This is a genomic window from Pseudomonas sp. NFACC02 (assembly GCF_900110765.1).
Classification (GTDB): Bacteria; Pseudomonadota; Gammaproteobacteria; order Pseudomonadales; family Pseudomonadaceae; genus Aquipseudomonas.
Genome location: NZ_FOEO01000013.1, coordinates 40,001 through 59,937 on the forward strand (window position 1 = coordinate 40,001; position 19,937 = coordinate 59,937).

General features: G+C 59.7%; 17 protein-coding genes. 10 read left to right on the forward strand and 7 right to left on the reverse strand.

The features are described 5' to 3' along the window. Nucleotide 1: 1 nt before the first annotated feature. Together dprA and BMY73_RS13305 are read right to left on the reverse strand one after the other, a co-directional pair. The gene (dprA, locus tag BMY73_RS13300; protein ID WP_092407615.1) at nucleotides 2–1,114 is read right to left on the reverse strand and encodes a DNA-processing protein DprA; all 1,113 of its coding nucleotides are present in this window, start codon (nucleotides 1,112–1,114) and stop codon (nucleotides 2–4) included. 124 nt (nucleotides 1,115–1,238) lie between these two features. After that, complete coding sequence (locus tag BMY73_RS13305; RefSeq protein ID WP_092407617.1) at nucleotides 1,239–2,264, reverse strand: LysM peptidoglycan-binding domain-containing protein; 1,026 nt, start codon at nucleotides 2,262–2,264, stop codon at nucleotides 1,239–1,241. Between the two features lie 142 nt (nucleotides 2,265–2,406). On the opposite strand from BMY73_RS13305, the gene def reads away from it, so the two are divergent. From def to BMY73_RS13330, 5 genes are all read left to right on the forward strand, one after another. Then, entirely contained in the window at nucleotides 2,407–2,913 is a 507-nt protein-coding gene (def, locus tag BMY73_RS13310; RefSeq protein WP_062386298.1) for a peptide deformylase, read from the forward strand. Between the two features lie 114 nt (nucleotides 2,914–3,027). Beyond that, on the forward strand, nucleotides 3,028–3,987 hold the full coding sequence (gene fmt / locus BMY73_RS13315) for a methionyl-tRNA formyltransferase (protein WP_092407619.1): 960 nt from the start codon (nucleotides 3,028–3,030) through the stop codon (nucleotides 3,985–3,987). Next, nucleotides 3,984–5,306: a 16S rRNA (cytosine(967)-C(5))-methyltransferase RsmB gene (gene rsmB / locus BMY73_RS13320; protein WP_092407621.1), complete on the forward strand. Its 1,323-nt coding sequence runs from the start codon at nucleotides 3,984–3,986 to the stop codon at nucleotides 5,304–5,306. Before fmt ends, rsmB begins: the two co-directional genes overlap by 4 nt. 175 nt (nucleotides 5,307–5,481) lie before the next feature. Beyond that, the gene (trkA, locus tag BMY73_RS13325; RefSeq protein ID WP_092407623.1) at nucleotides 5,482–6,855 is read left to right on the forward strand and encodes a Trk system potassium transporter TrkA; all 1,374 of its coding nucleotides are present in this window, start codon (nucleotides 5,482–5,484) and stop codon (nucleotides 6,853–6,855) included. A gap of 36 nt (nucleotides 6,856–6,891) precedes the next feature. Then, nucleotides 6,892–7,182: a tetratricopeptide repeat protein gene (locus tag BMY73_RS13330; RefSeq protein WP_371914977.1), complete on the forward strand. Its 291-nt coding sequence runs from the start codon at nucleotides 6,892–6,894 to the stop codon at nucleotides 7,180–7,182. A gap of 146 nt (nucleotides 7,183–7,328) precedes the next feature. Here the strand turns inward: BMY73_RS13330 and BMY73_RS13335 are convergent, their stop codons facing one another. Continuing rightward, a complete protein-coding gene (locus BMY73_RS13335; protein WP_062386286.1) occupies nucleotides 7,329–8,216 on the reverse strand; it encodes a lysophospholipid acyltransferase in 888 nt (295 codons plus the stop codon). A gap of 163 nt (nucleotides 8,217–8,379) precedes the next feature. Beyond that, the gene (locus BMY73_RS13340; RefSeq protein ID WP_092407627.1) at nucleotides 8,380–8,931 is read right to left on the reverse strand and encodes a DNA-3-methyladenine glycosylase I; all 552 of its coding nucleotides are present in this window, start codon (nucleotides 8,929–8,931) and stop codon (nucleotides 8,380–8,382) included. A gap of 82 nt (nucleotides 8,932–9,013) precedes the next feature. On the opposite strand from BMY73_RS13340, the gene glyQ reads away from it, so the two are divergent. The 4 genes from glyQ to BMY73_RS13360 are packed head-to-tail and all read left to right on the forward strand — an operon-like array spanning nucleotide 9,014 to nucleotide 13,417. Further along, nucleotides 9,014–9,961: a glycine--tRNA ligase subunit alpha gene (glyQ, locus tag BMY73_RS13345; protein ID WP_062386280.1), complete on the forward strand. Its 948-nt coding sequence runs from the start codon at nucleotides 9,014–9,016 to the stop codon at nucleotides 9,959–9,961. Then, nucleotides 9,958–12,012, forward strand: a complete 2,055-nt coding sequence (gene glyS / locus BMY73_RS13350) for a glycine--tRNA ligase subunit beta (RefSeq protein WP_092407629.1) — start codon at nucleotides 9,958–9,960, stop codon at nucleotides 12,010–12,012. The genes glyQ and glyS overlap by 4 nt, the downstream gene beginning before the upstream one ends. Nucleotides 12,013–12,038: 26 nt before the next feature. Continuing rightward, nucleotides 12,039–12,590, forward strand: a complete 552-nt coding sequence (gmhB, locus tag BMY73_RS13355) for a D-glycero-beta-D-manno-heptose 1,7-bisphosphate 7-phosphatase (protein WP_092407631.1) — start codon at nucleotides 12,039–12,041, stop codon at nucleotides 12,588–12,590. 56 nt (nucleotides 12,591–12,646) lie between these two features. After that, the gene (locus tag BMY73_RS13360; RefSeq protein ID WP_062386273.1) at nucleotides 12,647–13,417 is read left to right on the forward strand and encodes a lysophospholipid acyltransferase family protein; all 771 of its coding nucleotides are present in this window, start codon (nucleotides 12,647–12,649) and stop codon (nucleotides 13,415–13,417) included. Between the two features lie 184 nt (nucleotides 13,418–13,601). On the opposite strand, the gene BMY73_RS13365 is transcribed toward BMY73_RS13360, so the two are convergent. Together BMY73_RS13365 and BMY73_RS13370 are read right to left on the reverse strand one after the other, a co-directional pair. Beyond that, a complete protein-coding gene (locus tag BMY73_RS13365) occupies nucleotides 13,602–14,789 on the reverse strand; it encodes an MFS transporter (protein ID WP_092407633.1) in 1,188 nt (395 codons plus the stop codon). 71 nt (nucleotides 14,790–14,860) lie between these two features. Next, on the reverse strand, nucleotides 14,861–17,503 hold the full coding sequence (locus BMY73_RS13370; RefSeq protein WP_092407635.1) for an MGH1-like glycoside hydrolase domain-containing protein: 2,643 nt from the start codon (nucleotides 17,501–17,503) through the stop codon (nucleotides 14,861–14,863). Nucleotides 17,504–17,772: 269 nt separating this feature from the next. Between BMY73_RS13370 and BMY73_RS13375 the strand changes: the two genes are divergently transcribed. Beyond that, a complete protein-coding gene (locus tag BMY73_RS13375; RefSeq protein WP_139214221.1) occupies nucleotides 17,773–18,888 on the forward strand; it encodes an acyltransferase family protein in 1,116 nt (371 codons plus the stop codon). 122 nt (nucleotides 18,889–19,010) lie between these two features. Here the strand turns inward: BMY73_RS13375 and BMY73_RS13380 are convergent, their stop codons facing one another. Next, nucleotides 19,011–19,733 carry a WecB/TagA/CpsF family glycosyltransferase gene (locus BMY73_RS13380; protein WP_092407639.1) on the reverse strand — a complete coding sequence of 241 codons (723 nt, stop codon included), beginning with the start codon at nucleotides 19,731–19,733 and terminating at the stop codon, nucleotides 19,011–19,013. Nucleotides 19,734–19,937 lie beyond the last annotated feature (204 nt).

The window sequence follows — 19,937 nt, forward strand, 5'->3', positions numbered from 1 at the left end:
CTCAGGGCGCCCGGGCAAACCATCGCCCGCCCTCACAGGCCACGCTGTTGTCGAGTTCAAGTTCTGTCAGCGCCGCCAGCACCTTGGGCAACGGCCAGCCACTGCTGGCCGACAAGCCCTCGCTGGTTTGAGGCGCGGCGTGCAACAACGCCAGAAGAGGGTGGATGGCTCCAGACTCGCTTTTCCTTGACTCATTGCAGGGCGGCAGATTTTTCCAGCCTTGCAGCGCCTCAAGAATGTGATCGATCGTCTCCACCAGCACCGCGCCTTCACGGATCAGTTGATGACAACCCCGGGCGCCGGGGTGATGGATCGAACCGGGAATCGCGTAGACCTCCCGGCCCTGCTCAGCGGCCAGACGCGCCGTGATCAGCGAGCCACTGGCAACACTGGCCTCCACCACCAGCACACCCAACGACAGGCCGCTGATGATCCGGTTGCGTCGCGGAAAATTGCTGGCGTGAGGACCGGCGTCCAGTGGCAGCTCGGAAATCACCGCGCCACCCTGCGCCATCATGGTTGCTGCAAGTTGACGATGCCGCTGTGGATAAAGTTTTTCGATCCCGGTGCCGAGTACACCAATCGTGGCGCCTTTTACATCCAGCGCCCCCTGATGGGCAGCGCCATCGATACCAAGGGCGAGGCCGCTGGTGACGACAAATCCTGCGCCCGCCAGGCTACGAGCGAACGCCGTGGCCGTATCCAGTCCCGGTCGGGAAGCGCGTCGGCTGCCCACCATTCCGAGCTGCGGACGATCAAGCAATGTGCGATCACCGGCGATGAAAAGCAGCGGAGGAGGATCGGGAATTTCGGCGAGCAAAGGCGGGTAGTCGGCATCGTCCCACATCAGCAAATGCTGGCCCGGACGCTCTAGCCAGGCCAATGCAGCGCTGGCGCCATCGCGCACTTCGGGACTGCGCCGGGCTTCGGAACTGGCGGTTGGAAGCCTCAAGGAGCGCCATGCGGATGCCGGAGCGCTCAGGGCAGCGGACGCACTGCCGAACGCATCGATGAGGGTGTGAAAACGCTTGGGACCGATTTCGGGCAATCGATGAAGGCGCAGACGCGCCTCCAGCTCGGCAGGCGACTGCCCGGCTTTTTCGAACAACGGCATGAGATCTTCCTTGATCCTGGGCCCACTTCAATCAGCGGGCAAACCTGTGGATAAGTCTGTTAACAACAATTAGATAAGTGAAGCATGCCGGTGGGAAAAAGTGTTTTGGAGCTGATACATAGCATTACGGATTACGCACCCGGTCATTCACCGCCAAAGATCTGGACGCATGCAGGACCATCGCATAGCTCAGGCGATTGTAGGTGCGAAACACCATCAACAAGCCGGCACGCTCGTCCGGGATTTTGACCCGATCGCCCGTGATACGGTCGCGAACGGTTTCGCCGGTCTTGTAGATCGCCAGCACATTACCTTCCGCCAGACCGTCGAGGCTGCCACGGTCCAGCGTGACCACGTCAAACTCGCCGATCTGCGTCACGCCGCGCGGCACATCGATAATCGTGCCTCTGATTTCCCGTGTCGGCTCGCTCGGCACGAAGTTGGAATTGATCGCGCGCTCCTCACTGACGAACAGTCGATCCCCCAGTCGTACCTCTTGAGTCGAACGCTGCATCTGCAGGGTCGCCACGTCACCTTCAACCGCGATGACCTCGCCGCTGCCGATGTCATCGGCATTGATACCCAACGGTTCATCGGTCTCGGCATCGAAGTAGGTCTTGCCCTTACGGAAGATCCCGTAGGACACATGACTCGGATCGAAGCTGCCACGGGCGAAGATCCGGTCTCCCGCACCGCTCAGGACACGCTCGCCACTACCGGCGACGATGTACGGTGCATCCTCGAACTGCTCAGGCGTGTCCATGATCCGGTTGTTGAGCAGGAAGGCGTTGATCGCGCCCAGCGGAATGGTCGGGATCGCGTCGGCGATGGGTGTGCTGCGCACGCGGGGAGACAGTTTGATCGTGCCGCGAGACTCGCCGCGGTTGAGGACAATTCTCGGCTGCCCGTCGACATAAACAAGGTTCAGGGTGTCGCCAGGGTAGATCAGATCAGGGTCGTGAACCTGCGGATTGGCTCTCCAGAGCTGCGGCCACTTCCACGGCTGGGTGAGAAACTTGCCGGAAATGTCCCAGAGTGTGTCACCGGCGACAACGGTGTAACGCTGTGGATGGCCTTCCTTGAGTTGTACTTGCGCCTGGACAAGGCCTGTCGCGGCCAACAGCAGCAGGGCGAGTAGTGATTTCCTCATGCGGTGAATCCCTTTATCATGTTGGCTTCGCGTGAAACCCGGCATCTTGCGAGACATCGGTTTTACAAGGGCTGCCCGCTTGTGACGTCCCAAGCCTAGCAGCCGATTTTGACTTTACCCTACAAGTGCAGCGCTTACGTATATGGCCATTTTAAACATCCTCGAATTCCCCGATTCGCGCCTGCGCACCATCGCCAAGCCGGTGGCCGCTGTGGACGACGGCATTCGCCAGTTGGTCGACGACATGTTTGAAACCATGTACGAGGCACCTGGCATCGGCCTGGCCGCGACGCAGGTTAACGTACACAAGCGCGTCGTTGTAATGGATCTCTCCGAAGATCGCAGCGAACCACGGGTTTTCATCAACCCGGAGCTTGAGCCGCTGACTGACGAAATGGATCAGTATCAGGAAGGTTGCCTGTCGGTCCCCGGGTTCTATGAGAACGTGGACCGTCCGCAGAAGGTCAAGGTCAAGGCGCTGGACCGTGACGGCCAGCCTTACGAACTCATCGCCGAAGGCCTGCTCGCCGTGTGCATCCAGCACGAGTGCGATCACCTGAACGGCAAGCTGTTCGTGGACTACCTGTCTAATCTCAAGCGTGACCGGATCAAGAAGAAGCTGGAAAAACAGCACAAGCAGAACGCTTGATCCTTCCCTGTCTGCAGGAGCGCGCTTGCAATTCGTCTCTGACGCACTCGGCGGCAGATACCCTGCATCCCGGGCAGACGCACTCCTGCGACCCTATTCCTCAACGAGAAGCCCATGACTGAGCCATTGCGCATTGTCTTCGCCGGCACCCCTGAATTTGCCGCCGAACACCTTAAAGCCCTGCTCGACAGCCCTTATGAGGTGATCGCGGTTTACACCCAACCCGACCGCCCGGCGGGCCGTGGCCAGAAGCTCATGCCCAGTCCGGTCAAGCAACTCGCCCTGCAACACGACATTCCGGTATTACAGCCGCCCACCCTGCGCGCGCCTGAAGCACAAGCCGAGCTCGCCGCCCTTAAGCCCGATCTGATGGTGGTGGTCGCTTACGGCCTGATCCTGCCGCAGGTGGTGCTGGACATACCGCGCCTGGGCTGCATCAACAGTCATGCCTCTTTGCTGCCGCGCTGGCGTGGTGCCGCACCGATCCAGCGCGCCGTACAGGCCGGCGACGCTGAAAGCGGCGTAACGGTCATGCGCATGGAAGCCGGTCTGGACACCGGGCCGATGCTGCTCAAGGCCATGACCGCGATCACTGACGAGGACACCGGCGGCACCTTGCATGATCGCCTGGCGGAACTCGGACCTGTTGCCGTTTTACAGGCCATCGCAGGCCTGGCGGATGGCTCGCTGGTAGGCGAAGTGCAGGACGACAATCTGGCCACCTACGCCCACAAGCTGAACAAAGACGAAGCACGCATCGACTGGGCGCGTCCGGCGGATGAACTGGAGCGTCTGGTTCGTGCCTTCAACCCTTGGCCGATCTGCCACAGCACGCTCAACGGTGAGGCATTGAAAGTGCTCGCCGCTCGCGTCGCCGAAGGCCAAGGCGAGCCCGGTACGGTGCTCAGCGCCAGCAAGGACGGTCTGATCGTAGCTTGTGGGCAAAACGCGCTGCGCCTGACGCGCTTGCAATTGCCGGGCGGCAAACCGCTGGGCTTCGCCGATCTGTTCAACAGTCGCCGTGAAAAATTCGCTGTGGGCACCGTACTGGGCGCTCAGGTGGACAGCCAATGAATCCGCGTCTGGCCGCTGCAAAGGCATTGGCTGCCGTACTCAGCGGTAAAGCGTCACTCAACAGCTCGCTGCCCACTCAACTGGACAAAGTCGAAGACCGTGATCGCGGCCTGACCCAGGACCTGGCCTTTGGCACCGCCCGCTGGGAACCTCGGCTGTCAGCCCTAGCCGCGAAACTGCTGCAGAAACCGTTCAAGGCCGCCGACAGCGACGTTCAAGCGCTGCTGCTGGTCGGCCTGTATCAGCTGTTCTACTCACGCATCCCCGCGCATGCGGCCATCGGCGAAACCGTGGGTTGCGCAGACAAACTGAAAAAGCCATGGGCCAAGGCACTGCTCAACGCCGTCCTGCGTCGTGCACAGCGTGAAGGCGAAGCGTTGCTGACCGAGCTTGAACACGACCCCGTCGTGAGAACCGCCCACCCGCGCTGGCTGCAGAAAGCCCTGAAAGCCGCCTGGCCGGAGCATTGGGAAGCGATTTGTGCGGCGAACAACGCGCATCCGCCGATGATCCTGCGGGTCAATCGTCGTCACAAAACCCGTGATCAGTACCTTCAACTGCTGCAGGAGGCGGGCATTGGCGCTGCTGCCAGCGCCTTCAGTCAGGACGGCATCGTGCTGACCGAACCGGGTGACGTCCGCTCACTGCCGGGTTTTTCCGAAGGCTGGATCAGCGTACAGGACGAAGCCGCACAGCTTGCCGCTGGCCTGCTGGAACTGGCGCCGGGTCAGCGTGTGCTCGATGCCTGTTGCGCGCCGGGCGGCAAGACCTGCCATTTGCTGGAAGTGCAGCCGGGGCTCGCGGGCGTTGTTGCCGTGGACCTGGAAGCCAAACGCATGGTGCGCGTGAAGGAAAACCTGGACCGTCTGGGCCTGAGCGCAGAACTCATCGCCGCCGACGCCCGTGCGACCGATCAATGGTGGGACGGCACGCCGTTCCAGCGCATTCTGCTCGACGCGCCTTGTTCGGCGACCGGCGTCATTCGTCGCCACCCGGACATCAAGTTGACCCGTCAGGCCGATGACATCCCGGCCCTTGCGACGTTGCAGGGCGAGCTCCTTGATGCGCTGTGGCCGACACTTCAAGTCGGCGGCATTCTGTTGTACGCCACGTGTTCGACACTGCCCACCGAGAACACCGAAGTGATCGACGCCTTCCTCGCCCGCACGCCCGGCGCCCGGGAGCTGGACATCGCGGGGCAACAAGGCAATCCACCGCCAGGCCTGAAACAGCCACACGGCCGCCAGTTGCTGGCGCAGGAAGGCGGGCATGACGGCTTTTACTACGCCAAACTGATCAAGATTGCGGCAAGCACCTGAAGCCACTCCCTTGTAGGAGCCGGCTTGCTGGCGAAGGCGTCAGGCCAGACGCCTCAGTGGCGAATGATCGATTGCATTCGCCAGCAAGCCGGCGCCTACAGCCCGCGTTCCCTATCAAAAACAGGCGTCACCCTGCGCAGGCAACGACACCATCATCATTTCAAGGAGAGACTGATTGAAGATCATCATTCTCGGTGCAGGACAGGTCGGTGGCACGCTGGCGGAGCACCTGGCCAGCGAAGCCAACGACATCACCGTGGTCGACACCGACCCGGATCGCCTGCGGGCACTGGGTGATCGCCTGGACATCCGGACCGTTCAAGGCCGGGGGTCTTTCCCCACCGTACTGCGACAGGCCGGGGCAGATGACGCCGACATGCTGGTGGCCGTGACCAGTAGCGACGAAACCAACATGGTCGCCTGCCAGGTCGCCTACACGTTGTTTCATACCCCGACCAAAATTGCCCGGGTTCGGGAGTCGGCCTACCTGACCCGCGCCGGGCTGTTCGACAACGACGCCATTCCGGTGGACGTACTGATCAGCCCCGAGCAGGTGGTCACCAATTACATCAAGCGCCTGATCGAATACCCGAGCGCGCTCCAGGTCATCGACTTTGCTGGCGGCAAGGTGCAACTCGTGGCGGTGAGGGCATATTACGGTGGCCCGTTGGTGGGTCAGCAACTGCGTCAGTTGCGCGCGCACATGCCGAATGTCGACACCCGCGTCGCGGCCATTTTCCGCCGTGATCGTCCGATCATTCCTCAAGGCGATACGGTCATCGAGGCGGATGACGAAGTCTTCTTCATCGCCGCCAAAGCCGACATTCGTGCGGTAATGGGCGAAATGCGCCGTCTGGATGAAAGCTACAAACGTATCGTCATCGCCGGCGGCGGACAGATCGGCGAGCGTCTGGCCGAGGCCATCGAAAATCGTTACCAGGTCAAGATCATCGAGATGAACCCGGCGCGCTGTCGCTATTTGTCGGACACGCTCGACAACACCGTAATCCTGCAAGGCAGCTCTTCGGACCGCGACCTGTTGATGGAAGAAAACATCGACAACGCCGACCTGTTCCTCGCACTGACCAACGACGATGAAGCCAACATCATGTCTTCATTGCTGGCCAAGCGGCTGGGCGCGAAAAAAGTCATGACCATCATCAACAATCCGGCGTACGTGGATCTGGTGCAAGGCGGGGAAATCGACATCGCGGTCAGCCCGCAGTTGGCGACCATCGGTACCTTGCTCGCTCACGTCAGGCGCGGCGACATTGTCAGCGTACACTCGTTACGGCGTGGCGCCGCGGAAGCCATCGAGGTCGTGGCCCACGGCGATGCCAATTCCAGCAAGGTGATTGGCAAGGCCATCAAGGACATCAACCTGCCGACCGGCACCACCATCGGCGCCATCACGCGCGCCGAACGAGTGTTGATCGCCCACGACAGCACAGTGATCGAATCCGGCGACCACGTGGTCATGTTCCTTGTGGATAAAAAGTACATCCGCGATGTGGAGCGGCTGTTTCAGGTAGGGTTGAGCTTTTTTTAAGCAAGGAGAACCGACGTGCTCGAATCCCTGGAAAAAATGCTCGCCAAAGGGACAGACAACGCACTGCTGCGCTTCGGTCTAGGCAAGGGTTATCTCGATGTGGGAGATCATCAGAAGGCTATCGAGCACTTACAGCGTTGCGTCGAATTCGACCCGAAGTATTCCGCGGCGTGGAAACTGCTCGGCAAGGCTTGGCTGGCGTCCAGAGACACCGGGCAAGCCCGTCAGGCCTGGGAGCAGGGCATTTCGGCGGCAGTCGGCCATGGGGATAAACAGGCCGAAAAAGAGATGATGGTGTTTTTGAAAAAGCTGGATCGCCAGACGTAGCGCCACAGATACCACATCGGAATGCAATTCATTGTAGGAGCCGGCTTGCTGGCGAACCCAATGCGTCATTCAACATTGATGTATCAGGCCGGCCCCATTCGCCAGCAAGCCGGCTACAGTAATGACCGTGCCAGCTCAGGCCAGACTCAATACCAGCGCGCCTCTCCCTCAGGTCGTTTCTTGAATCGCTTCATGGTCCACATGTACTGGCTCGGGTAAGCGCGCACGTACTTTTCAACGACCTTGCTCATCGCCGCTGCCGAGGTTTCGGTGTCGGTGCTGTACATCTCTTCCGGTGCCGCTTCCAGAACCACTTTGTAGCCGGAGCCGTCGTCCAGGCGCATGGCGTGCAGGAACACACCCACCGCTTTGCCGCCCGCCAGCATGTTTGGCACGAACTTGCTGGTCAGTGCCACGGTGCCGCAAAAAGGCACGAAGATGCCGGCCGATTCAGCCGGCTCCGGATCCGCCGGAATGCCCACTGAACCGCCTTTGCGTACTTCCTTGATGACGCTGAGAATCCCTTCCTTGGTCGACGCGGCCACGCGGTTACCCAACTGCACGCGCTGTTTACGCAGCAGTTCGTCCACGGCCTTGAGCTTGGGCGGACGGTAAAAAATGATCGGCTTGCACTGGCTGCAGTAGAAGTGGTTGAGCACCTCCCAGTTGCCCAGATGGCTGGTGATGCCCACCACGCCTTTGCCCGACGCCAACGCGTCCTTCAACACCTGCAAGCCTTCGACTTCACGGACCAGATTGATCGATTTCTGAGCAGGCCAGATCCACGCACAGGCGCTTTCGGTCAGGGTCTTGCCGATGTCCATCAGGCTGCGACCGACCAACGCCTCAAGCTCGGCAGGGCTCAGCTCGGGAAAACATTTGGAGAGGTTGATGCGGGCAACTTCACGAGAACGATTAGGCAGCTTCCACATCAGCCAGCCGATGCCAGTGCCGACCCACTGCACGGCGCGCCACGGTAACAGGGCGAACAACCGCAACGCCCCGACCATCATGGCGCCTTTGAACTTATCCACAGATCACTCCTGAATCGATGAGGTGGGCATTGTAACCATTCCGACTTGTAGGAGCGCGCTTGCCCGCGAATGCGATCTGTCTAATACATCGCTGCAGACTGACACACCACATTCGTCCGGATGCGGCCCAGACCAAGCGCGCTCCTACAAATGGCGGTCGATATTATTTGGCCAACTGCGCATACCGATCACAATCAACCGTGTGATCCATGACCATCCCCGTGGCCTGCATGTAGGCGTAGCAAATGGTCGGGCCGACGAAAGTGAAACCGGCTTTTTTCAGGGCCTTGCTCATGGCTTCGGCCTCGGGCGTGATGGCCGGGACTTCGCTGCGATCCTTGAAGTGATTGACCTTTGGCTGGCCACCGACGAAGGACCAGACGAACGCAACCGGGTCTTCGAGACGCAGCCAGGCCTGTGCGTTCTTGCGGGCTGCATTGAGCTTGAGACGATTTCGAACGATGCCCGGCTCAAGCATCAGCTCATCGATTTCGGCGTCGGTCATGTCCGCTATGCGCTGCACGTCGAAGTTGAACATCACTTCGCGATAACGCGCGCGCTTCTTCAAAATCGTGATCCACGACAGACCCGCCTGGAACCCTTCGAGCAACAGAAACTCGAACAGCATCTGCGCGTCGCGCAGCGGCACGCCCCATTCCTGATCGTGATAGTCCATGTAAAGAGGATCTTCGTTGCACCAAAAGCAGCGTGGCATAGGGCTCCCAAGGGTGGAGGCGCTGCTGAATCGGGTATACTCCCGCTCTTTAAATCGCAGCCCCCCAGTACAGGTGAATTTCGTGAGCCAGCCTACGCCAGCCGTGCGTACCTTCCAAGACTTGATCCTCGCCCTCCAGCAATACTGGGCAGAGCAAGGTTGTGTGGTACTTCAGCCCTACGATATGGAAGTGGGCGCCGGCACTTTCCACACCGCCACGTTTCTGCGCGCCGTCGGCCCGGAAACCTGGAACGCCGCCTACGTACAGCCGAGCCGTCGTCCTACCGATGGCCGTTATGGCGAGAACCCCAACCGCCTGCAGCACTACTATCAGTTCCAGGTGGTTCTGAAGCCTAACCCGGACAACTTCCAGGAGCTGTACCTGGGCTCTCTGAAACATGTCGGCCTCGATCCGCTGGTGCACGATGTGCGTTTCGTCGAAGACAACTGGGAATCGCCAACCCTGGGCGCCTGGGGCCTGGGCTGGGAAATCTGGCTGAACGGCATGGAAGTCTCTCAGTTCACCTACTTCCAGCAGGTGGGCGGCATCGAGTGCTACCCGGTCACCGGCGAAATTACCTACGGACTTGAGCGTCTGGCGATGTACCTGCAAGGCGTTGAATCGGTCTACGACCTGGTGTGGACCGACGGTCCGTTCGGCAAAGTGACCTATGGCGACGTGTTCCACCAGAACGAAGTGGAGCAATCGACCTACAACTTCGAATACGCCAACGTCGACAAACTGTTCGAGCTGTTCGATTTCTACGAAAGCGAAGCCGTGCGCCTGATCGCCGCTGAGCTGCCGCTGCCGAGCTACGAAATGGTGCTCAAGGCGTCGCACACCTTCAACCTGCTGGATGCCCGTCGCGCGATTTCCGTGACCGCGCGTCAGCAATACATCCTGCGCGTGCGCACGCTGGCACGTTCCGTTGCCCAGGCGTACCTGATGGCCCGGGCCAAGCTTGGCTTCCCGATGGCTGCACCCGATATTCGCGATGAAGTGTTGGCTAAGCTGGAGGCTGCACAATGAGTGCTCAAGATTTCCTGGTTGAACTGGGCACCGAAGAACTGCCGCCAAAAGCCCTGAACACCCTGGCCGATGCGTTTCTGGCCGGTATCGAAAAAGGCCTGCAGGCAGCGGGTCTGACCTACAGCGCCAAGCAGGTGTATGCCGCGCCGCGTCGTCTGGCGGTGCTGATCAGCGATCTGGCGACTCAGCAGCCGGACCGCAGCGTCAATCTGGACGGCCCGCCACGTCAGGCCGCGTTCGACGCCGAAGGTAACCCGACTCAGGCTGCCCTGGGCTTTGCCAAGAAGTGCGGCGTCGACCTGAGCGAAATCGACCAGAGCGGCCCGAAGCTGCGTTACAGCCAGAGCATCGCCGGTAAACCGACCGCGAGCCTGCTGCCGACCATCATCGAAGACTCGTTGAATGACCTGCCGATCCCCAAGCGCATGCGCTGGGGTGCTCGCAAGGAAGAGTTCGTCCGTCCAACCCAATGGTTGGTGATGCTGTTTGGCGATCAGGTGATCGACTGCACGATTTTGGCTCAAACCGCAGGGCGTGAGTCCCGTGGCCATCGCTTCCACCACCCTGAAAGCGTGCGCATCACCTCGCCAGCCAACTACGCCAGCGACCTGCGCGCGGCCCACGTGCTGGCCGACTTCAACGAGCGCCGTCAGTTGATCAGCAAGCGCGTCGACGAGCTGGCCACCCAGCACGAAGGCACTGCGATCGTACCGGCGGCACTGCTCGACGAAGTGACCGCACTGGTCGAGTGGCCGGTTCCGCTGGTGTGTTCGTTCGAAGAGCGTTTCCTGGAGGTTCCTCAGGAAGCCCTGATCACCACCATGCAGGACAACCAGAAGTATTTCTGCCTGCTGGACGCCGACGGCAAGCTGCTGCCGCGCTTCATCACGGTCGCGAACGTCGAGAGCAAGGACCCGTCGCAGATCGTCCTAGGTAACGAGAAAGTCGTTCGTCCACGCCTCACCGACGCCGAGTTCTTCTTCAAGCAGGACAAGAAGCAGAAGCTGGAAACCTTCAACCAGCGCCTGCAGAACGTCGTGTTCCAGGCCCAGCTGGGGACCGTGTTCGACAAAGCCGAGCGCGTTTCCAAGCTGGCTGCGTTCATCGCGCCGCGCATTGGCGGCGACGCTCAACGTGCCGGCCGCGCAGGGCTGCTGTCCAAGTGCGACCTGGCGACTGAAATGGTCGGCGAGTTCCCTGAAATGCAGGGCGTGGCGGGTTACTACTACGCGCTGGCGGATGGCGAACCGGAAGACGTGGCACTGGCCCTCAATGAGCAGTACATGCCGCGTGGCGCTGGCGCTGAATTGCCAGGCACGCTGACCGGATGCGCCGTGGCGATCGCTGACAAGCTCGACACGCTGGTCGGCATCTTCGGCATCGGCATGCTGCCAACCGGCAGCAAAGACCCGTACGCACTGCGTCGCGCGGCGCTGGGCATCCTGCGCATCCTGATCGAGAAAAAGCTGGACCTGGACCTGATCAAGACCGTGCAGTTCGCCGTCACCCAGTTCGGTGCCAAGGTGAAGTCGGCCGGTCTGGCCGAGCAAGTCCTCGAGTTCATCTTCGACCGCCTGCGTGCGCGTTATGAGGATGAAGGCGTCGATGTCTCGGTTTACCTGTCGGTACGTGCCCTGCAGCCGGGTTCGGCGCTGGATTTCGATCAGCGTGTGCAAGCCGTTCAGGCGTTCCGCAAGCTGCCGGAAGCGGCGGCGCTGGCCGCTGTGAACAAGCGCGTGTCCAATCTGCTGAGCAAAGCCGAAGGCAACATTGCCCAGACGGTGGAGCCAAAGTACTTCGACAACGCCAACGAGTTCTCCCTGTACTCGGCGATTCAGCAGGCTGATCAGGCGGTCGTGCCGATGTCTGCCAACCGTCAGTACAACGAGGCTCTGACGCGCCTGGCGGCACTTCGCGAACCGGTGGACGCTTTCTTCGAAGCGGTGATGGTCAACGCAGAAGATGCAAGCGTACGGGCCAACCGTTATGCGTTGCTGGCGCGCCTGCGCAATCTGTTCCTCGGCGTTGCCGATATCTCCCTTCTGGGTTAAGCCGGGCTGAGTCAGGAGAGCGTGATTTGAAGCTGGTGATTCTCGATCGGGACGGCGTGATCAACGAAGACTCCGACGCTTACATCAAGTCGGTGCAGGAGTGGGTGCCGATCCCCGGCTCGATCGAGGCGATCGCAGAACTGAGCAAGGCCGGCTGGACGGTTGCCGTGGCGACCAACCAGTCCGGCATTGCGCGCGGCTACTACGACCTGACCACGCTGGACGCCATGCACGCGCGACTGCGTGACCTCGTGGCGGAGCAGGGCGGTGAGGTCGGTCTGATTGTTTATTGCCCTCACGGCCCGAACGAAGGGTGCGACTGCCGCAAACCCAAGCCGGGCATGTTGAGGACGATCGCCAGTCATTACGCCCTCGATTTGAACGGAATCTGGTTTGTCGGTGACAGCAAGGGTGACCTGGAGGCGGCGGTGGCCGTCGACTCTCAACCTGTTCTGGTCATGACGGGCAAAGGTCACAAGACGCGGAGCAATCCTTTGCCCGCGGGAACGTTGATTTTTGACGATCTGGCGGCAGTTGCCGCAGAACTTATCCACAACAGCGCCTCGTTGAACGGCTGACCGGTCGTTCAACGGCACGCTCAATCCGGGCAATGCCCGTAATGGTAAAAGCAGCTATGTCGATAGTGCAGGCCATCAGGATCTTCTTCTTTTACCTGCTGCTGGGCACCAGCGCCCTGCTGTGGTGCTCACTGAGTTTTTTTGTCGCGCCTTTCCTGCCATTCCGCATCCGTTATCGCTTCATCAACGTCTATTGGTGTCGTTGTGCGGTCTGGCTGACCAAAGTGCTTCTCAACATCAGGGTTAACGTCACAGGCCAGGAAAACGTCCCCAAGACGCCTTGCGTGATCGTTTCAAATCACCAGAGCACGTGGGAAACGTTCTTTCTGTCCGCGCATTTCCAGCCACTGAGTCAAGTGCTCAAGCGTGAGCTGCTGTATGTGCCGTTCTTTGGTTGGGCGATGGCGATGCTGCGACCGATCGCCATTGACCGCAATAACCCTAAAGCGGCGCTCAAGGTCGTGGCGAAGAAAGGCGACGAGTTGCTGAAGGACGGCGTCTGGGTACTGATCTTTCCGGAAGGAACGCGCGTGCCCTACGGCCAGATCGGCAAGTTCTCACGCAGTGGCTCTGCCATGGCGGTGAACGCCGGGCTACCGGTCCTGCCTGTCGCTCATAACGCCGGCAGATACTGGCCCAAAGAAGGCTGGGGCAAAAAGCCGGGCACGATCGAAGTAGTGATCGGCGAACCGATGTATGCAGAGGGCACAGGACCTCGCGCCATTGCAGCGCTCAATGACCGCGTGTCGGCATGGAATGAAGCCACTCAAAGGGCGTTGGGGTCTCCCGTCATGCCTGCGGCCACGCCCGAAAAATCACCCGTGTGAATTGTGGATAACCTGTGTACCAATTGTGCGAGATTTTTCGATAACAGGGCCTAAGTCGTTCATTTAATTACTTATTTCTGATGGCGACTATCGAACCAAAAACGTGCATAAGTTTTTCTGAGCGCCGCTTTCTAGCGCTGAACACATGGGTCTTGAGCCTTCACGGTCAAGGCCGATTTTGTTTTCAGCCCGTTTGGGTAGATTTGGCTATCAACAGCTTGCACAGCGCCGCAATTGCGATCAAAACCAGACCTCCACACGCCGCTGCCACGAAACCCATCGCTGGCGACAGGCTATCGATCGCGAACCCCACCAGAGGCATGGACAGCGTCTGGCCCATCCGATTCGCCGAATCCTGCAGCCCCATGACCTGGCCTCGCACGCCGGCGGGCGCGAGTTGCGCGATCGCTTCGGAGCTTGCCGCCAGCGTTGGCGTACACAGCAAGTTAGTCGGCAAGAGCGCGAGCAACAGCCACCACCAGACCTGATCGAAGAAGACGACGGGCAGCAGGAGCAGACTCATGGTGACGGCCAGCCGGTTCAACGACCAGGACCTGTGGACAATCCCGTGAACGAAACCACCGGCGATGGAGGCAATCGACATGGCCGCAATGACATAGCCGGTGTAGGCGAGCTCACCGTTTTCCCGAAGTACCGCAATCAACGCAAGCTCCGTCCCGAACATCACGAACAGCGCGCCTGAGCTGATCAACAACACGCTGATCAGCCGAGCGTTGAGCCACTCTCGCAGCTTTGGACGGGCGGGCTCCGTCACAGCGACGATTTCATCAGGATGGCGTATCGGCCAGTTCAACAGGTAGAGCGCGGCGTAGGACAACGCACGCCAGATGCCGATGCCCAACAGCACCGCAGTGGCCGAATAGGCCGTTATCAACAGAATGCCGACAGCAGGGGTGATGACAAAAGACAACTCCATCAGCATCGTCGTCAGCGAATACGCCGGACGACGCTGATCTTCCGGCACCAGACTGGCGACGAACTGCCTGGAAAGGGAGCCGGTCGGTATGGTGAAGAGGCCGGCAGCAAAGGCCAGCCCGACGAACAGCGCGTAATTCACCAGCGGCAGCAGCACCCAGGCAATTGTGGATAACGCACCGCAGACAGCGACCACCGGCCGCAGACCGTGCCGGTCCATCATGCGTCCCAGTAACGGCGAGCCCACGGCAAACCCCAATGCCGTGGCCGTGGCGACCAGACCCGCATCGAAGTAACTGCGCCCCATTTCATTGAGGACGTGCAAGCTCAGGGTCAGCGTCATGATCGTGAGCGGTAAACCCGCGACGAACATGAACAGTGTGGCTGGCAATACCCTCGGGATCGCCAGTACTTTCTGGTATTTGCGAAACGACATCCGGTTACAGCTCCTTGACCCGTCTTTTTCCTGATACCGCGATTTCGGTTTTCCAGCGAGCGGTTGGCAATCTATTCCCTGGGCTGAAGGAGAAGGGCAACCAGCGCACTCCAGCCTGTCTGGTGGGAAGCCCCAAGTCCACGCCCGTTCTCGCCGTGGAAATACTCATGAAACAACACCAGATCCCGACTCTCGGGATCTATTTCAAGCTGTGGATAACCCGCCATGGACGGGCGGTTGCCCTCCTCATTGCGCAGGAACAGGCTGTTGATGCGATGGCTGAGTCCGTCGGCCACTTCGTCCAGTGACGCCAGATACCCCGAGCCGCTGGGGTATTCAACGGAAAAATTCTCGCCGTAGTAGCGATGAAACTCCCGCAGGGATTCGATCAGCATGTAATTCAGCGGCATCCAGACCGGCCCGCGCCAGTTCGAATTGCCGCCAAACAGCCGAGAGTTCGATTCCGCTGGCTGATAATCCGCACACAGCGTACTGCCATCCACCTGCATCTTGAACGGCTGATCACCATAGTAACGGGACAGTGAACGCACACCGAAGGCCGAGAGAAACTCGCTTTCATCGAGCATGCGCTTGATCAGGTCCTTGGTGCGTTGTCCGCGCAACAGCGCCAGCAGCAAACGGTTGCCCTTGCCGGGCTCGGTCCAGCGGGAAATCAATGCCGCAAGGTCGGGACGATGGTGGAGAAAGCCCAGCAAGCGCTCACGTAACCCCTTCAGACCTTCATGCTCGCGCTGTTCCAGGACACGCACGGCAAACAGAGGAATCAGCCCCACGAAAGAACGAAGCTTTACGGACTCGCGCAAACCGTCAGGTCGATGCAGCACATCGTAGAAAAAGCCGTCCTCTTCGTTCCAAAGCCCCTCGATATCGTCCTTGTCCACCTCATTGATCGCACCGGCGATATAAAGGAAGTGCTCGAAAAACTTCACGGCAATGTCGACGTACACGCCGTTGTGCTGGGCAAGCTCCAGCGCAATACGCATCAGATCCAGCGCATAACCGGCCACCCACGCGGTGCCATCGGCCTGGTCCAGCTGGTAGCCAGGGGCGAGGGCGGCCGAGCGATCGAACAGGCCGATGTTATCCAGTCCCAGGAATCCGCCCTGAAAGATGTTGTGGCCTTCGGCATCCTTGCGATTGACCCACCAGGAGAAATTCAGCAGCAGCTTGTGGAAAGCCCGCTCCAGGAACACCACGTCCCCTTTGCCGGTTTGCGTTTTCTCCATCTGATAGACGCGCCACGTCGCCCAGGCATGGACAGGTGGGTTGGCGTCGTCGAAACGCCACTCATAGGCCGGAAGCTGCCCATTCGGATGCATGAAGCGGTCTTTAACCAGCAACAGCAGCTGGTCCTTGGCGAACTCGATATCGATCAATGCGAAGGCCACGGCCTGAAACGCAAGATCCCATGAGGCGTACCACGGGTACTCCCATTTGTCCGGCATCGAGACGATGTCGAAATTGCACAGATGGCGCCATTGATTGTTGCGAATATGGGAGCGGCCTGCGGGCAATGGGCCTTTTCCCGGGTCACCCTCGAGCCAGGCTTTGACGTCGAAATAATAGAGCTGCTTGGACCACAGCAACCCCGCCAACGCCTGACGCTGAACATTGCGCGCATCGGGATCCGTCAGCTTGTGCTGCAAGGCGCCGTAAAACTCGTCTGCCTCGCTGCGGCGTTGCTCGAACAGCGCTCGGGCATTCACCTGCGCGGCGCCTTGCGGTGCGAAGCGCATGTAGACGGTCTGCGATGTACCGCCGTCCAGTGTCATCACGAAATGTGCGGCGACCTTGGTTCCGGCATCGCGCCGAATCGCATCGAGGTTACCCGCGATCAGACACTCATTGATGCCGTCTTTAAAGGGTCCGGGCGCTGGCTGATTAAAGAGCTTTGGCGTGTTGGTCGTGTTTTCGCAAAACAACCACTCGCAGGGTTCATGTCCCCATGCAGTCGCTTCTCTGACGGCCTGCAAGGGATGGGAAGCCAAGACCCGGTTATCCACACGCGACAGGGCAGGGCGGTCGGTTCCCGGCGCCCAACTCCAGGTATCGCGCGCCCACAGCTGGGGCAGTACGTGCAGACGTGCAGCGCGATCAGATCGATTGACCACCGTCACCCGCATGAAAATATCGTCGGGCGTGTGTTTGGCGTATTCGACGGTCACGTCGAAATAAAGATCGTCGTTAAACACGCCGGTATCGAGCACTTCGTACTCAGGATCGTCCAGCCCGCGTCGCGCGTTTTCTTCAACGAGATCACTGTAAGGAAAGGCAGCGTGCGGATATTTGTAGAGCATGCGCATGTACGCATGGCTGGGCAAACCGTCGAGGTGGAAATAAAGTTCTTTCACATCCTCGCCATGGTTACCCTCGGTGTTGTTCAGGCCGAACAGGCGTTCCTTGAGAATCGCATCACGCTCATTCCATAACGCCAGGCCGAGACACCAGTGCTGCAACTTGTCCGAAAACCCGGCCAGACCGTCCTCGCCCCAGCGATACGCGCGGCTACGCGCGTGGTCATGCGGGAAGTAAGCCCACGCATCGCCGTCGGCGCTGTAATCCTCCCGTACGGTTCCCCACTGCCGATCACTGAGGTACGGCCCCCACTCTCGCCACTCGGCGACGGCGTCTCCCGTCAGGCGTAGTCCTTCTGCTGTCTGCTGCAGCGGCGTCTTGATTGATTCGGCAGGCATGCTCATTTCCAGAGGATCAGGTTTAACGGCTGAAAGCCGGCGCTCGGTGCAAGGAAATCTATCGAGCGGCACCTTGGGTCAAATTATTGGCAACCGGGTTATTCACAGCCCGATTACGGATCGCAATTAGACGCTGTGCACCGCCGGTGTATGGTTCCACGGTAAACACACACTTATTGCCCCTCGGTATTGCGCGTTGCTATGGACGTGAAGCATCACAGCGGTGACAGGAACGGAACGTGGTTGCCCTGATCGCGGGCGGAGGCGGTATGAATACATTGGGTGATCTGGCGTCCAGACGGAACAATAACTTCAACCTGATCAGGATGCTTGCGGCAACGGCTGTGCTGATTTCTCACAGTTATCCGCTCGCTCAAGGCAGTGCTGCCGTCGAGCCTTTATCCGGTTGGCTGGGTCTGTCGCTGGGCGAACTGGCCGTGATCACCTTCTTCTGCGTCTCCGGTTTCTTTATTTCCCTTAGCCGCGACCGTGCGCCGAGCAATCTGGATTTCTTTTCGGCGCGGTTCCTGCGCATCTATCCCGGTCTGTCCCTGGTCCTGCTGCTGAGTGTGTTCCTGATCGGTCCGATCTTTACGACACTGGGGACGCTGGAATATTTCCGCTCGGGTGCAATTTACAGCTACCTGAGCAATAACCTCATGCTGTTCAGCATGAAATTTCAGTTACCCGGCGTCTTCGACGATAACCCGTGGCCCGGCATCAATGGGTCACTGTGGACGCTGTTCTACGAAGTGACCTTGTATGTTCTGGTCGGTGGGCTGGGGGCCTTTGCGTTCTATGGACGAGGGGTGCGGTTTGCCGGTTTTCTGCTCGTTTATGCGCTGGCCTACATCGCTTTCAAAATGACCCTGGCGAACACCACAGTGCTGAACGATCTGCACCGGGCGCAGTTCTTTTTCACCTGGAGCCTTCCCTTTGTACTCGGCATGTCGCTGTACCGATATCGCCAGCACATTCAGCATCGATTCGTGTGGTGCCTGCCGCTGGCGGCGCTGGCCGCATGGTCTTATCAGAAGCCCTGGTTCTTCGAATGCTTCGTGGCCGCCTGGACGTACCTGATCTTCTATCTGGGCTTTGCCACCCACCGCGTCGTGGATCGCTACAATCAGTTGGGCGATTACTCCTATGGCATGTACATCTATGCTTTTCCCGTGCAGGAGATCCTCGCTCATCAGGTCAAAGGCATCACGCCGATCAGCATGATGCTTGTGGCGTTTCCGATCGTGCTGATTGCCGCGATGTTCTCCTGGCATTTCATCGAGAAACCGGCGATGTCGCGGCGGCATGCGTTTGCAGCGCGGCTCGCGACCTCCTTCACCGACTTGAAGGCGTACTGGGCAGGCATGCGCAAAGGGACGGTCTGAAACGAAAAAACCCTGGCCGACGTGCATCGACCAGGGTTTTGGGTGAAGCGGTTGAAGTGTATGGGGTACGAAGGTTTAGCCCAGGCAGTAAGTACCCGGTTTGCCGGGCAAAACAACAGGCGCTAACGGTTCCGGAACTGCCGAGCAATGATCGGCAGAATCCGGTAGGCATCGACTGCGTAACGTCGACCTAGCCGCCGGGGCTCTGAACACAAGCGGTGCAGCCACTCCAGTGACATACGTTGAATCCATATGGGAGCCCGTTTGACCTTACCCGACAGAAACGTCAGCGAAGCGCCCGTACACAGGCCGATGCCTGTGGCGCCGCCTCGCTTGTACACGGCGCAGGCCAATATCTCCTGGCGGGGTGAGCCGACGGAAAAGAACGTCATGCGCGAGCGCTGCTGCTGAATAAAGGCAATGCATCGCTCGACTTCCCGCACGTCATTGATGAAACCCATCGGGGGGTTGTAGTGATGGAAGGTCACCGCTGGATACTTTCTTTTCAGCGTTGCCACGACATCGGGTTCGCAACCCAGAACGGTCACTGGCCATTGTCTGAGTTGCGCGATGCCCATCATTGCCCGGGTCAGCGTGCTGCCAGGAATCGGCTCTGCAACGCCAGCATTCAAGCGCTGCAGCACCGGAAACAGAACCCGGCTGTCGCACAACCGGTGGCCCGCGTAGCGATACGCCTCACGAAAAGACTCGTCTTGTTCGAGGAGGACCACGTGATTGACGTTGGCAGTCACCAGGTACCGGAAAGGTGCGTCGCTGAGCTTGATCAGTTCGTCGATGAGTTCCCGTTGCGGTCCACGATAAAAATCGATTCCAAACACTTTCATAGGGCGGGCTCCTGCTAATGAATAACCGCGTGGAGTGCCGGATCACACCGAACAGCAGCGTGATACCGGCGAGTGCGACCCTCTCGAGGACCAGCGGTAAGCATCAGGAGCGACGTAACAAACAGGCAGGCGACGCGCCCGCGCTGCTTGAACAGCACGAATTCCGTTCGGGATTCTCACGTGGTGAACAGACGGCGAAGATGA

Excerpts from the sequence above, each read along its gene's own strand:
- dprA (WP_092407615.1), bottom strand. The coding sequence starts at position 1,114 with ATGCCGTTGTTCGAAAAAGCCGGGCAGTCGCCTGCCGAGCTGGAGGCG.
- BMY73_RS13305 (WP_092407617.1), bottom strand. The coding sequence starts at position 2,264 with ATGAGGAAATCACTACTCGCCCTGCTGCTGTTGGCCGCGACAGGCCTT.
- def (WP_062386298.1), top strand. The coding sequence starts at position 2,407 with ATGGCCATTTTAAACATCCTCGAATTCCCCGATTCGCGCCTGCGCACC.
- fmt (WP_092407619.1), top strand. The coding sequence starts at position 3,028 with ATGACTGAGCCATTGCGCATTGTCTTCGCCGGCACCCCTGAATTTGCC.
- rsmB (WP_092407621.1), top strand. The coding sequence starts at position 3,984 with ATGAATCCGCGTCTGGCCGCTGCAAAGGCATTGGCTGCCGTACTCAGC.
- BMY73_RS13330 (WP_371914977.1), top strand. The coding sequence starts at position 6,892 with ATGCTCGCCAAAGGGACAGACAACGCACTGCTGCGCTTCGGTCTAGGC.
- BMY73_RS13340 (WP_092407627.1), bottom strand. The coding sequence starts at position 8,931 with ATGCCACGCTGCTTTTGGTGCAACGAAGATCCTCTTTACATGGACTAT.
- glyS (WP_092407629.1), top strand. The coding sequence starts at position 9,958 with ATGAGTGCTCAAGATTTCCTGGTTGAACTGGGCACCGAAGAACTGCCG.
- BMY73_RS13360 (WP_062386273.1), top strand. The coding sequence starts at position 12,647 with ATGTCGATAGTGCAGGCCATCAGGATCTTCTTCTTTTACCTGCTGCTG.
- BMY73_RS13365 (WP_092407633.1), bottom strand. The coding sequence starts at position 14,789 with ATGTCGTTTCGCAAATACCAGAAAGTACTGGCGATCCCGAGGGTATTG.
- BMY73_RS13370 (WP_092407635.1), bottom strand. The coding sequence starts at position 17,503 with ATGCCTGCCGAATCAATCAAGACGCCGCTGCAGCAGACAGCAGAAGGA.
- BMY73_RS13375 (WP_139214221.1), top strand. The coding sequence starts at position 17,773 with ATGAATACATTGGGTGATCTGGCGTCCAGACGGAACAATAACTTCAAC.
- BMY73_RS13380 (WP_092407639.1), bottom strand. The coding sequence starts at position 19,733 with ATGAAAGTGTTTGGAATCGATTTTTATCGTGGACCGCAACGGGAACTC.